General features: G+C 44.3%; 7 protein-coding genes. 5 read left to right on the forward strand and 2 right to left on the reverse strand.

What is annotated here, in order from left to right; all coding sequences use genetic code 11:
• Positions 1-3: 3 nt before the first annotated feature.
• On the reverse strand, positions 4-1053 hold the full coding sequence (locus tag X939_RS0118510; RefSeq protein WP_025764772.1) for an efflux RND transporter periplasmic adaptor subunit: 1050 nt from the start codon (positions 1051-1053) through the stop codon (positions 4-6).
• A 377-nt stretch (positions 1054-1430) separates the two neighbouring features.
• Between X939_RS0118510 and X939_RS0118515 the strand changes: the two genes are divergently transcribed.
• Positions 1431-7451 (forward strand): alpha-2-macroglobulin family protein, encoded by a 6021-nt coding sequence (locus X939_RS0118515; protein ID WP_052353497.1) that lies wholly within the window; start codon positions 1431-1433, stop codon positions 7449-7451.
• Positions 7452-7612: 161 nt separating this feature from the next.
• Here the strand turns inward: X939_RS0118515 and X939_RS0118520 are convergent, their stop codons facing one another.
• Complete coding sequence (locus X939_RS0118520; protein ID WP_229236103.1) at positions 7613-7819, reverse strand: hypothetical protein; 207 nt, start codon at positions 7817-7819, stop codon at positions 7613-7615.
• 779 nt (positions 7820-8598) lie between these two features.
• On the opposite strand from X939_RS0118520, the gene X939_RS0118525 reads away from it, so the two are divergent.
• From X939_RS0118525 to X939_RS0118540, 4 genes are all read left to right on the forward strand, one after another.
• Positions 8599-8985 (forward strand): hypothetical protein, encoded by a 387-nt coding sequence (locus tag X939_RS0118525; RefSeq protein WP_025764775.1) that lies wholly within the window; start codon positions 8599-8601, stop codon positions 8983-8985.
• A gap of 151 nt (positions 8986-9136) precedes the next feature.
• Entirely contained in the window at positions 9137-10219 is a 1083-nt protein-coding gene (locus X939_RS0118530) for an efflux RND transporter periplasmic adaptor subunit (protein ID WP_025764776.1), read from the forward strand.
• Between the two features lie 27 nt (positions 10220-10246).
• On the forward strand, positions 10247-13450 hold the full coding sequence (locus X939_RS0118535; protein ID WP_025764777.1) for an efflux RND transporter permease subunit: 3204 nt from the start codon (positions 10247-10249) through the stop codon (positions 13448-13450).
• Positions 13443-14879 carry a TolC family protein gene (locus X939_RS0118540; RefSeq protein WP_025764778.1) on the forward strand — a complete coding sequence of 479 codons (1437 nt, stop codon included), beginning with the start codon at positions 13443-13445 and terminating at the stop codon, positions 14877-14879. The genes X939_RS0118535 and X939_RS0118540 overlap by 8 nt, the downstream gene beginning before the upstream one ends.
• The last annotated feature ends 239 nt before the right edge of the window (positions 14880-15118 follow it).

Raw genomic sequence — 15118 nt, forward strand, 5'->3', positions numbered from 1 at the left:
CGATCAACGTACCCGAACAGGCATATTGGCTTTTAACGCTATAATTCCAGAGGTGATCAACGAATCTCCCTCGGCCAATCCTTCCAGAACCTCCACCTGAGAATCCGTCCGCAAGCCGGTTTTAACCAGCACCTCCTGGGCTTCCCCCGATTTTATGACATAGACTTTTTTACCCTTCAACACAGGTACAATTGCCTCCGTTGGAATCATTAAAGCATTGGAATTCGAGGCCAGGCCTGCCTGCACTTTTACAAACATACCCGGAACAATTCGTTCCCCTGGGTTTGGTGCCAGAGCTCTTACTTTCAAGGTCCTAAGTGACTCATCAATTTTAGGGTCTAATGCTATTATCCTCGCATTGACAGGAGCCCCCTCTCCTTCTAAACTTAACTTTACCATGCTTCCCACGGGGATGCTCCGGGCGTATTTTTCCGGAACGGAAAATTCCACCTTCACCGGATTACGTTGAACAATGGTCGCAATGGATGTTCCGGGTGCCAGATATGCTCCCTCACTAATGTTTTTCAATCCTATTCGACCCGAAAAGGGGGCCCGGATCTCTGTCTTTTCTAGCTGTGCCTCCAAAACCTCCTTTTCCGCTCCCAACACATTGATGTCGTTAACGGTCAGATCGTAGTCCTGTAAATTTATAGCTTCCAGTTTGAGTAACTTTTTCTGGCGCTCCTCATTTCTTCGTGCCAAATCTTGATTATAAGCTACTTTCTGCAGCTGGGCACGGATATCCCGATCATTTATTTTTGCAATTAGCTGCCCTTTTTTAACAATCGCTCCCTCATCAATCTTCAGCTGAACCAGTCGACCAGAAAGCTCCGACTTCAAATCAACCTCTTCGTTGGGAAGAACGGTCCCCGAAGCAAAAATCTCATTAGAAATGGTCTCCCTTTGCATCACCTTAACCTGCACCAGCATGGCAGAAGTAGCTGCCTCCGGCTTTCCCTTGTTAGAATCCTTTTTAGCAGGTTGAGCAAAGAAAAATAACTTCCCAAGCACAAGCAGTAGTACTACTCCCCCGATCACTACTATAGTACGCATAAATTAAAAAAATGAGTTTGTCTCAATTATTTGATTAAAAAATCATATTTTACTCTTTTGACTTAGAAAAGATACGATATATGGTTTAAAGTTCAATATGACAATTTATACCCCTATCATTTATTTAATCTCCAAATTTTCTTTTAACGTTAAAGTAATAGCTATAGGTTCTCCGCCGTCTGACAGTAAAATTAAGGGAGGATTATAGTTTTACCAGCCCTTACCCTTCAAATAAATAATAGGAAAGGAATCTTGAAGCTAAAATAAAGATCATAACACAGACAACCCTTTTTGTAGTTTATGAATCATTTATTTATATACTTCATCAAAATTTCGTATCAGTTCGTTACATTGACGAACACCTGAGCCACCACCCTATGAAAGTACACGCATTACGACTAATTGGCACACTGCTTTTTTTCATCTATACACCTTTCTCCATGACCTATGCCCAAAAACTGGATCCATATAACACGGAATGGCAGTTAGTACGAAAACATCTGGACGCTGGTCTGCCTCAATCCGCACTGGAGGTTGTCACTAAAATCTACACCAGAGCCAAAAAAGAAGGTCAAAAGGATCAGCAGATTAAAGCGCTGATATACCGGATAGACCTGCAAAATGAAAACACCGAAAATAACGACGCTAAGGCCTTCTTTGCTTTGGAAGCTGAGCTAAGTAACAGTCAACAGCCTGAACGATCGATATTGACCAGCTTGCTGGCAAAGAAATATTGGAATTATTATCAACAGATTCGCTGGCAGCTATACGACCGCTCAGAGACTATATCGTTTGACAAAAAGGATGTAGCTACCTGGTCAATAGATGACTTTCACAGGAAAATAGGAGGCCTATATCTGGAATCCATTGCCGATGATGATCTGTTAAAAGTAACATCTTTGAACGGTTACGAGGCTATTATTCAACGAGGCAATACCAGAACATTGCGGCCCACACTTTATGACCTTCTTACACATGAGGCCCTACAATATTTCAAGAGCGGGGAGCGGGACCTGCGCAAACCTGCCTATGCTTTCGAAATTAGCTCGGCCTCCGCAATGGATCCAGCAGCAGATTTTGCCTTCCGCAAATTTGAAACAAAAGATAGCAGCTCCCTTCAATTCTATGCTCTACAGCTATATCAGCGCCTAATAGCCTTTCACTTGACGGATAATCAGCCAGAAGCATTATTGGATGTAGACCTGGAAAGGCTTCAATTTGTACGTGAGCATTCCGTTCACCCTGACAAAGAGAATCAGTATTTTCTCGCTATAAACCATATTGCGCATCAATATTTGAGCACTCCTGCGGCAGCTCAGGCTTGGTACCTGCTAGCCGAATGGCACCTCCAACGTGGAAGTCAATATCGTGCCGGTAAGGACAGCACCTATCGTCTGGAGATAAATCGGGCAGAGAAAATTGCCATGCAAGTTGTTGAGGACAATCCTAAGACTGAAGGGGGGATCAACGCCTGGAACTTACTACAGAATATCCAAAAGAAAACATTTGGGTTTAGTACAGAGAATGTCAATGTCCCTTTACAGCCATTCCGGATGCTAGTAGAGTATAAAAATATATCGGAGCTACATCTTCGTATTTATACGCAAACTCCAGATTTCGACTTAGAAAACGCATATCGGGCCGACTCGGAATTCTGGAAACAGGTAAAAAAACAAAAACCACTTAAGTCCTGGAAACAGGCACTAACCGACACCAAAGACCATCAGCAACACCGGGTCGAGGTGAAAGTTGATGGGTTGCCCATTGGTGCATATATAATCGTCGCCAGCACAAATGCCGAGTTCGATGGCGCTCATTCGGCAATGGCAGCCCGAAAAACCCATATCTCCAATATCAGTTTCATCCAACAGAATAATGATCTCTTCGTGCTTCATCGGGAGAGCGGGCAACCGCTGACCCAGGCGAAAGTAAGGGTTTGGCAAATGGCTTATAACAACGGAACCGGCAAACCTTCTCCTAAGGAGGCTGCGATTTACTTCAGCGACTCTAACGGAAAGTTGACCATGCGGCCCCTGGAAGGTCGATTTCAGAATAATACCAGCATCGAAATCGGCCATCAGAAAGACCATCTTCACCTGGAGTCACCTATCAGAACATATATCCATCAAGACTCCGATCTGCATACTGCTCAAAGAACTACATGGCTCTTTATGGACCGGAGTCTCTACCGCCCAGGGCAGACGGTCTACTACAAAGGGATCGTGGCTCAGGGACAGCGTTTGTTCACAGACTCTGAGATGGAGTTGCCCCTAATAATGAAAGGGGCCAATGGCGAAGAGATTGAAAGACAGCAAGTTCGGGTCAATCAATATGGAAGTTTCTCGGGAAAACTTCAGCTCCCTATGGGATCCCTTAATGGTACTTTCAGTGTAGTGGTGGACGGAAACAGCTATTTCAGCATTGAAGTAGAAGAATACAAACGGCCAAAGTTTGAAGTGACTATAGATACCCTACAAGGAACCTATAAGGTCGACGAAACGGTGGTGGTAACAGGGAAAGCCTTGGCTTATGCCGGCCATCCGATCGACGCAGGAAAGGTCGTCTATAGGGTAGTACGGACTGAGCGATATCTTTATCCATGGATGCTCTCCCGGTGGTATCCTCAACAAGCACCCATGGAAATCAGCCATGGAGAAATCAGTACCGATCAGGAAGGTCGATTTAAAATTAATTTTGAGGCAATTCCCGATCGAAATCTCTCTATTAATTCGGATCCCATATTCAATTATACACTTTATGTAGATGTCACTGACGGCAGTGGAGAAACCCGCAGTGCAACACAACAGGTATCGATAGGTTATAAATCTTTACTGCTAGACGATGGATTAAAAAAAGAAATGGAGCTTGAGGCCCTCTCAAAGGTAAAGATAAGAACGGAGAATCTGAATGGAGCCTTCGTTCCGGCAACCGTTCAGGTTAAATTCAGTAAGTTAGTTCCAGAACCTCGATTGATACGACCTAGACTTTGGGAGGCCCCTGACCTCTTCGTCATGAGCAAGGAGGAATATGTAAAATTATTTCCTCATGATGAATACGATCAAGAATCGGACCCCGAAAACTGGAAAGTGGAGTCCCCCCTTTTCGAAAAACAATTGAATACGGCAGAAAATGAATTAAATGACTTAACCGATCCTAGTCTTAAGAGTGGGTATTATAAAGTGGAATTGCATGCTAGGGATGGTGCAAATCAGGAAACCAAAGTCATACGGTACATACATGTAACAGATAAAAGCCAACCTGACGTTACGCCTCAACAGTATTTGCTGGCCTCTGGTAGTGAGCCCATAGAACCGGGCGAGCGTACAGATATTAAAATTGCAACCGCGGCTGACCTTCTGTATGTAATCAGGCAACAAAACCAAGGGTTGGTCAAAGGCGCTAACTATGACTACCCTCGTTTCAAAAAAGGCCTAAATTTATTTGAATATACCGCTACGGAAGCCGATCGGGGAGGATATTCTGTATCTTTTTCCTTTGTAAAACACAACCGGCTGTTCCAGTTTTCTGAAACGATCAAAGTGCCATGGACCAATAAAGATCTGACAATTGAGTACCAGACATTCCGGGACAAAACCTTACCGGGCAGCACCGAGCAATGGAAATTAAAAATATCGGGTTATAAAAAAGAATTGGTTGCGGCAGAAATGCTTACCAGTATGTACGACGCTTCCCTGGATCAGTTTCACCCACATGCATGGGCCAAACCATCCATCTGGCCCAATGCCAGACCTTTCGCTGCCTGGGACAGTGGGGCCAATTTTGGTATGCAGCAAGCTGCAAAAAGTAATCCTAATCATTATCAATACAAGACCATTTCCAAGGCTTATGATGACCTGATCGATTTCCAGACAGAGCCAATACGACTCTACAGGGGAAGGATGCGTAAAAACATGTCGGTTGAGATGACATCAGGGTATGGCACGGTAGCCGAAATGTCCTTGGCGAATAGTCCCGAGGTGGACGCTAATGAAATGATGGTTCTGGACACCATCCCGGACAGCTCAGAGGGGCAACCTGCCCCACCTTCAAACCTAGTAAGGACCAACTTCAATGAAACCGCTTTCTTTCTTCCCGATTTGCATACCAATGAAAAAGGAGAAATCACTTTCTCCTTTACCTTACCCGATGCTTTAACCCGATGGAAATTTCAGGCATTGGCTCATTCCAAAGATTTGTCTTTGGGGTATAGCAGCAAGGAAATTGTAACACAGAAAGAGTTGATGGTTCAGCCTAATGCACCCAGGTTTGTTCGTCAGGGCGATCGGCTAGTATTTTCTACCAAGGTAGTCAATATGAGTAACCGAACTTTAGAAGGAACCGTACTCCTTTCTTTACGGCAGACGGATAATGAAGAAAAGCTAGATATGGCCTTTAAGAATAACCAGCCAAAACAGACTTTTTCTATTGAACAAGGGCAGAGTACTACCCTGTTTTTCCCTATTGAAATTCCTGCTCATTTTAGTGAACTGTTAACTTGGAATGTTACGGCTACTGCAGGCAATTACTCCGATGCGGAGGAGCAAACCCTGCCCGTATTATCCACTCGTATGCTGGTAACCGAAAGTATGCCCCTGAACATGACAGGCGCTGGCACCAAACAAATAAGGTTCGACAAACTTATCAATTCAGCAAGTTCCCGAACCCTTACCCATGAGGCCATAAGCGTAGAGTACACGAGTAACCCCGCATGGTATGCCATTCAAGCCCTTCCATATCTTATGGAAAACCGATACGATTGTTCCGAACAAACCTGGAATCGATATTACGCTAATACATTGGCAACATCTATTTTGCAGCGTTCACCCAGAATTATTGCAGTGTTTCAGAGTTGGCAGAAAGGCGATACAGCCACGTTGATGAGCAATTTGCTCAAAAACCAGGAATTAAAATCCATTATATTGGAAGAGACCCCCTGGTTAATGGAAGCTAAAACGGAGGCTCGCCAAAAGCAAAATCTGGCTTTATTATTCGACCTGGTAAAAATGCGCAATGAACTTAGCAATGCACTGGATAAGCTTCGGCAAAAGCAAAAAGAATCAGGTGGATTTTCCTGGTTTGAAGGAGGCATGGAAGATAGGTATATGACCCAGTATATTCTTACCGGAATAGGGCATTTGCAAAAAGCAAAAGCGGTACAGTCTAACCAATCAGAAGGATTAGATGCTATCGTTAGCAAGGCTCTTCCCTATCTGGATCGGCTTCTGCAAAGGGACTATGAAGCACTTATAAAGGATAAAATGGATTTAAGAAAATTGTCCCCTGGTGCGTCGATATTACATTATTTATACATGCGAAGCTTTTTCACTCATATACCCATCCCTCGGGAGACAGAAAAGGCCTATAACTTCTTCCTGGATAAAGCAAAATCTACCTGGGTCGATCAGTCTAAATATTTTCAAGGACTTACTGCCTTAGCCATGTACAGAAAAGGAGATAGTGCGACTGCAGAATCTATCCTGAAGTCGCTTCGTCAGACTGCTGTAAGGAACGAGGAGCTAGGTATGTACTGGAAAAACCAACAGCGAGGCTGGTGGTGGTACGAGGCCCCTATTGAACGTCAGTCTCTGCTGATCGAAGCATTTCAGGAAATCGAAGGTGACAGTAAAACGGTAAATGCCCTTAAGACCTGGTTGCTAAAAAACAAACAAACCAACCATTGGGAAAGCTCCAAGGCTACCGCCGAAGCCTGTTACGCGCTTCTTAGCCAGGGTAGCAGCTGGCTGGACTCCGATGCCAGCGTACAAATACGACTGGGGGATATTAAATTAGCACCCTCCTCCACCGAATCGGGTACAGGATACTTCAAAGAAAAAATTCAAGGATCTGCTGTAAAACCTGAAATGGGTCAGATAAACCTCCAGGTAAAACACGCTAACACTGAAGCCAGCGCGCCGAGTTGGGGGGCCGTGTACTGGCAATACTTTCAGGATATGGATCAGATCACCTTCGCGCATACCCCCCTTCAGCTCAGCAAACAAATGTTCATTGAGCGATATACGGATCGCGGTCCAGTTTTGACCCCGATAACAGAAAATCAGGAAATTAAGGTAGGGGATAAAATTAAGGTTCGTATTGTATTACAAGTCGATCGTGACATGGAATATGTTCATATGAAAGACCTTCGGGCTTCGGCTTTGGAGCCTATCAATGTTCTCAGCAGCTATAAGTATCAGGGCGGTTTGGGGTATTACGAGTCAACCAAGGATGCTAGTACGAACTTCTTCTTTTCAACCCTTCGAAAAGGGACCTATGTATTCGAATACCCCGTGCAGGTAACGCATTCCGGCGAATTCAACAATGGTATCACCAGTATTCAGTGTATGTATGCCCCGGAGTTTACCGCCCATAGCGAAGGAATCATGCTAAAGATAAAATAATTTTGGGCGACTATATCAAGCATCCCCATGGCCTGAATCCTTAAGCCATGGGGTTTGTTGTAGCCTGACACCTACTGACGGGCTTACACCTTTACGATCGACAGATATGTTCTTCTTGTCAGGGTGCAGAAAAACGGCATATTCATATAATTCTCATAATGCTATCCTACTGCAATTTCAGATTTATTCGTCCTGCCTTTTGGGACATAGTCTCCTTTTACCCAACGAACAAAATTGATAGATTGGGTCATATACATATTTGCTGATAAATGCCGAAGATCTGATGCTTCGATTACCTGAATGTAATCCGCCAATAAGCGCTCCAGCTCTTCGACGGTTTTTTGATTGGTCTTCATGCTACTTTCCATAAAATTAGATAGGTTATTGGTTGGCATTTTAGAGTTTAAGATTATCAATAGGTTATGCGCGCCTTCTTTTCATTTATTCACCCTCTTAGCATCCACCATCCCGCATACCTATTCTTTAGCTATGTTGGTGCGACCGGCCAGGTGCGGCCGGCTAGGTGCGGCCGGCCAGGTGCGGTCGGCCAGGTGTGGCCGGCTAGGTGCGGCCGGCTAGGTGTGTACTTTAAAGTAATATTGCCACCGATATATGCCCAACCGCAATGCCGAAGTGCAATCCAATTATTTTCGATTTAGTCACGTACTTATTCAAGGAAACCCCTAAATATCCTGTATGATTAAGCAAGTATAAATAGATATATTTAACGCTATAATTTAGTAGTATCTGTATAGGTAAGACCTGATTTTTTAGGAATGTCACAGGTCATCCATAAAAAAATCATAGGGATGCCTAAGATTTTCATTTACGGGTCAGCGATTCGGGCATGATACCGGAAAAGCGGAACGTCTTAAATCGGGCCGAACGGAGAGACCATGAGAAAAGAGCATACAAAAATACTTTACTTTTAAAATTGAACAATATCAATACACCCTATCACTATAAGCCACCCAAAGCACATCTCTCTGCATTTTAACCTGTTTTTAATTTTACTTTAATGAGATGCTAATGGTAAGAGGCGCTATTTGTATCCGTAGGGACGAGAATCGGCGAGCGACTCTATGAAATTCCTAAAGGAATTCTGCAATACAGATTTACAATTGCCTTTAGACTGATGTTTAGGTTCATGAGATTTATTCTATTCCTAGGGATAATATTCCTGATTGGGTGCATATATAAGGGAAGGGTTATTCAGCCTACCAGCAGACTGACCTACGAACTGCATAAGACCATTGCCACAGATCTACATCTAAAATCTAGTGCAAATGCGGGCTCAATAGAACCGGTGAAGCCACCTACCCTGAATATGGAGGAATGGCTTCTTGAAGAACTAGAAGAGAAGAAAGAGAGGTTAGCTATAAAACTTTCTTTATTAACAAATCGAATACATTTTAGAAATACTGCCCGATATTTTTGCAATTATCTCAAAGACCGAATACTTCAGTTTTCTCATTTTGAACAGATTATCAGGGGACAAAACCGATATCTGTTTCTAAAGGTATTCCGTATCTGAGCCTCTCCCATGCAAATCCGGATTAGAATTCTGGAATAATACCGCTACGCAGTCCAGTAAACGCAGAAAAAATATTGGACGCATACATAGAAACCTTAGAAGGTTCCTAAAGATCACTCAGCACTCAATTGTACTTAATTTTATAAACATTATGAAGCGAATACTCATGCTTATGAGTTTAGGGGCATTACTGTTCCAAACAAGCTGTGAAAAGCACGAAGAAGAGAAGGAAGAAGAGACTAAATTCCTGGTCACCAGCCCCATCCTTACCGATACCACCATTACCAAGGAATATGTGAGCCAGATTAGTGCTATAAGCCATATCGAGCTGAGAGCCTTGGAAAAGGGCTATTTACAAAAAATATTTGTCGATGAAGGGCAGCATATCAAGAAAGGTCAGGCGATGTTTCAGATTATGCCCATGCTCTATGAGGCAGACCTTCAGAAGGCAGAGGCAGAGGCCAATTTTGCAAAAATAGAGTACCAGAACACCAAATCGCTGGCCGACAGCAATATCGTATCGAAAAATGAGCTGGCTCTCGCTAAAGCCAAATGGGATAAAGCCAAAGCCGAGAAGACCCTGGCAGAAGTTCATCTCGGATTTACTACCATTAAAGCCCCTTTCGATGGCATTATGGATCATTTTCAAGTGAGACTGGGGAGCTTGGTATCTGAGGGGGATCTATTAACAACCCTTTCTGATAATAGTAAGATGTGGGTCTATTTCAATGTACCCGAAGCAGAGTATCTTGATTTTATGACCAATAATAAATCGGAGAACCAGATGCATGTTAGGCTCATGATGGCCAATAATCGGTTTTTCGATTATCCGGGACAGGTAAAGACTATAGAGGCCGATTTTAATAATGAAACGGGAAATATTGCTTTCCGAGCGACTTTCCCCAATCCCAAAGGCCTACTCCGACACGGAGAGACGGGTAATATCCACATGGAAGTACCTATGAATAATGTCCTGATCATCCCGCAGAAGGCCACCTTCGAAATCCTGGAAAAGAGATATGTTTTCGTAGTTGGAAAAGACAATGTGGTAAAGACTCGGGAAATCAATATAGCGGCGGAAATGCCTGACTTGTACATCATAAAAGAAGGGTTAACCAAGGACGATAAGATTATTTTGGAAGGCATTAGAAGGGTGAGTGAGAATGACAAAATCAGTTTCGACTATGTCGATCCCAAAGAGGTTTTGCCCAAGTTAAATGTATACGTGGAATAAGGTAAGTACCCATTAAATAAGCATAAGATGTTTAATAAATTCATAAAAAGGCCGGTTTTGGCGATCATCCTATCCCTAGTGATTATATTCATGGGGATTCTGGCGATCAAGACCTTGCCAACGTCACAATTTCCCTCCATTGCCCCTCCTATGGTTATGGTAAGTGCGTCCTACCCGGGAGCGAGTGCCAAATCGCTGACGGAGTCGGTAATTATTCCGTTGGAACAGGCTATCAACGGGGCATGGGGCATGAAATATATGACCTCCGATGCTACCAGTGCAGGAGAGGCCAATATACAGGTAGTATTCGAATTAGGAACCGACCCAAATCAGGCGCTGGTTCAGATCTCTAACCGGGTAGAACAGGTTAGGAACCGACTACCCGATCTGGTGCAACGGGAGGGGGTTATTATAACACCTATTATGCCCAGTATGTTGATGTACGTGAACCTTTTCAGTAAGGATCCCAAGGCCAACATGAAGTTTCTGTTTAATTATGCCGGAGTTAACATGGTCCCTGAGATTCAGCGGATCAATGGGATAGGGCAAGCTAAAATCCTGGGAAGTCGCCAATATGCGATGCGGGTATGGCTCAATCCCGACCGGATGCGTGCCTATAACATCTCCCCTGACGATGTGATGGAAGCGTTAAACGATCAGAGTATCATTGGAAAACCCGGGCGAATTGGTCGTGGGGATGGAAGTCGGGCCGAGGCTCTGGAATATGTCCTCGCCTACTCCGACCGGTTTAGCGATGCCAAGCAGTATGAAAATGTAATCATAAGAGCCAATCCTAATGGAGAAATGCTCCGTTTAAAAGATGTGGCCACAGTAGATCTGGGGAGTGAATATTATGATATTTACTCCAATCTGAATGGCCATCCATCGGCGGCGATCGTGCTTAAACAAACTTACGGTAGCAATGCAAGTGAGGTAATCGACGATGTAAAAACCAAGCTGAACGAGCTCAAAAAAACCTTCCCACCAGGAATGGACTACGAAATCAGCTACGATGTGTCCAATTTCTTGAACGCCTCTACTGAAAACGTGCTTCATACGCTTCGGGATGCATTTATCCTCGTAGCCTTGGTGGTATTTCTCTTCCTGGGCGACTGGCGATCTACCTTAATTCCAACTTTGGCCGTACCCGTTTCGCTGATTGGTGCTTTTATGTTTATGCAGTTGTTTGGCTTGACCATCAATATGATTACTCTATTCGCTCTGGTGCTTGCCATCGGGATCGTCGTCGACGATGCCATTGTCGTCGTCGAGGCCGTACATGCGAAAATGGAGGAAGAAAACCTCTCGCCGTATCATGCGGTTAGAAAGGTAATTGGAGAGATTAGCGGGGCCGTAATTGCCATCACACTTCTGATGACGGCCGTATTTGTACCTGTAGCCTTTATGACCGGACCAGTCGGAATTTTCTATCGACAGTTTGCTATCACCATGGCTACATCTATTGTTATTTCCGGATTTGTAGCCCTTACCCTTACGCCGGTACTCTGCGCCATGATCCTGAAGAACAATCATGGTAAACCTAAAAAGAAATCTCCGATCGACCGTTTCCTGGATGCCTTTAATCGTGGTTTCGAAAGGTTGACGGGACGCTATGTGAATCTGTTGAAGTATATTGTCAATAGAAAAGTGATCACCTTCGGTATTTTAATAGCCTTTGGTGTCGGGATTTTTGGAGTAAGCACGACCCTTCCTACCGGTTTTATTCCCAGCGAAGATCAGGGCATGATTTATGCAATCGTGCAAACCCCTCCCGGATCTACTTTAGAGCGCACCAATGATATATCCCGACAGCTACAGGAAATCGTCAGCAAGGTTGATGGTATACAATCTGTATCTTCTATTGCAGGTTATGAAGTACTAACCGAAGGTAGGGGTTCCAATGCCGGAACCTGTCTGATCAACTTAAAACCCTGGTCGGAGCGCCATCATACTGTGAACGAAATCATGTATGAACTGGAAGAAAAGGCCAAGGTAATACCCGGAGCAACCATCGAATTTTTCGATCCTCCCGCGGTGCCAGGCTATGGTGCTGCCGGTGGCTTTGCTTTGCAGCTCCTTGACAAAACAAATTCAGGGGATTATAACCAGTTAGAAAAGGTTAAAAATGACTTCATGAAAGAGCTCGAAAAAAGAAAAGAGCTTTCAGGTCTTTTTACCTTTTTCAGTGCCAATTACCCACAATACGAAATCGAAATTGACAATGAGCTAGCCATGCAAAAAGGTGTGTCGATAGGCAATGCGATGAACACCCTGTCGATCTTCGTGGGAAGCACCTATGAGCTGGGCTTCATTAAGTACCAGCGCTTCTTTAAGGTATTCGTACAGGCGGCTCCAGAATTCAGAAAGCTCCCCAAGGATATCATGAAGTTATATGTAAAAAATGACCGGGATGAAATGGTACCATTCTCTGCCTTCATGAAAATAGTCAAAAAGCAGGGAGCCAATGAAATCAACCATTATAATATGTATAATACGGCCGCCATCAGGGGAGCCCCTTCCAAGGGGTATAGTAGTGGAGAAGCCATTAAGGCGGTACAGGAAGTGGCTGCCAAAACCCTCCCTCACGGCTTCGATATAGATTGGGCTGCACTTTCCTATGATGAAGTGAGAAGAGGAAATGAGGCCATCTATATTTTCCTGGTCGTATTGGTATTCGTTTACTTCGTGTTGGCGGCACAGTACGAAAGCTTTATCATACCCTTGTCGGTAATATTCTCTTTACCTGCCGGGATATTCGGTTCCTTTATGATGCTTAAGATGATGGGATTGGCCAACGACATCTATGCGCAGGTCGGGCTGGTAATGCTGGTAGGTTTGCTAGGAAAGAATGCCGTGTTGATTGTGGAATTCGCCATGCAAAAACACAGGGAAGGTGCCACAGTTTTGGCTGCGGCTATCGAGGGAGCCCGGGTTCGGTTCCGACCAATTCTAATGACCTCCTTCGCTTTTATAGCAGGACTGATCCCTTTGATTATGGCACATGGAGCAGGAGCCATTGGAAACCGCACCATTGGGGCTTCAGCCCTGGGCGGAATGCTCTTTGGAACCATCTTTGGAGTCATAATCGTGCCTGGACTTTATTATATTTTCGGCAGCTTAGCAGAAGGACGGAGCCTGATAAGAAATGAAGATGACAGCTCTCTAACAGAAGATTTTGTCCATACCATAGACGATTTTCCAACAACAGATGACACGGACGACCATGCTTAAAAACAAATTGATAAACCAATGCTTCGGAGTGCTCTGCATCGGGATGGCCGTTACTGCCTGTAAGACCCCCACGTTGGTACAGAAGGATACGAAAACGATGGTCACTGCGAGCTATAATGGCTCGCAGGACTCAACCAATAGCGGCAAAATAAGCTGGAGAACCTATTTCAGTGACCCCTATCTGGTAGCCCTGATCGATACGGCTCTGAATAATAATCAGGAAATGAACATTACCCTTCAGGAAATAGAAATATCCCGGAATGAGATTCAGGCACGAAAAGGGGAATACCTCCCTTTCCTTGGTCTACGCGGAGGGGCCGGAGTAGAACGTACCGCCCGATATACCCAACGTGGCGCCAGTGAAGCTACTACCGAAATAAAGCCAGGGAAGGAGATGCCCGACCCCCTCGGCGATTTTCAGCTCCAAGCTTTTGCACATTGGGAAGTCGATATCTGGCATAAATTGCGTAATGCAAAAAAAGCCGCTGTCACCCGATACCTAGCCTCTGTAGCAGGGAGGAATTTTATGACCACTAACCTGATCTCGGAAATAGCTACGTCCTATTACGAATTACTCGCCCTGGACCGTCAGCTGGCCATCATTCAGCAGAATATCGAAATCCAAAGTAACGCGCTGCGTATTGTCAAAATGCAAAAAGAGGCTACTCGGGTTACTGAACTGGCTGTGCGTCGATTCGAGGCTCAGGTACTCAATACTCAAAGCCTGCAGTATGCTATCAAGCAGCGCATCACCGTCACAGAAAATAAAATCAATTTCCTCTTGGGACGAACCCCACAACCAGTGCTCCGAAGCACAGGTGATTTCGACAGCCTGACCCCCAGGGTTATTGCAGCCGGCCTCCCTACGCAGCTTCTGGAAAACCGCCCAGATGTAAAACAGGCTGAGCTCCAGTTAGAAGCCGCTAAAATTGATGTGGCCGTAGCGAAGGCAAATTTCTACCCATCTTTAGGATTGTCGGCCAGCTTCGGAATACAGGCTTTCAATCCCACCTATCTGGCCAAACTACCAGAGTCTTTACTGGCTTCTTTGGTTGGCGACATGGTGGGGCCACTAATCAATAAAAACGCCATAAGAGCCACTTATAAAAATGCGAATGCCAAACAGATCCAGGCAGTTTTTCAGTATGAAAAAACGCTTTTAAACGCTTTTATTGAAGTCTCGAATCAATTGTCTAATATTGACAATTTGGAACAAAGCTATAGCCTTAAAGAAAAAGAGGTACTGGCCTTAACGCAATCTATCACCATCTCTAACGGTCTGTTTCAATCAGCTCGTGCCGACTATATGGAGGTACTGATGACCCAAAGGGACGCTTTGGAATCAAGATTTGATTTGGTGGAAACAAAAATGCAACAACTCAATGCCACTGTTAATATCTACCGAGCTTTAGGTGGAGGATGGAATTAATATAAGAATCTAGATCGATTTTTTCATCCTGTTTTATTTGATTTCCCTCAAGTAAAACAGGATGAAATGTTTCAACCTTCTGTAATAAAACTTACAGTGTTTCTGCTTATACAAAAAGAAGGAAAATCCGGCCACAATAACCCTATTAAGATGTATAAAGAGGGGATGCAGGTATGATTGTTTTTAATTATATTTGAAGTACCTCTCTCGCGCCTTTCCGGCACTTGAGCAAGCAAATT

Origin of the sequence: Dyadobacter tibetensis Y620-1, assembly GCF_000566685.1 — a bacterium.
Classification (GTDB): domain Bacteria; phylum Bacteroidota; class Bacteroidia; order Cytophagales; family Spirosomataceae; genus Dyadobacter; species Dyadobacter tibetensis.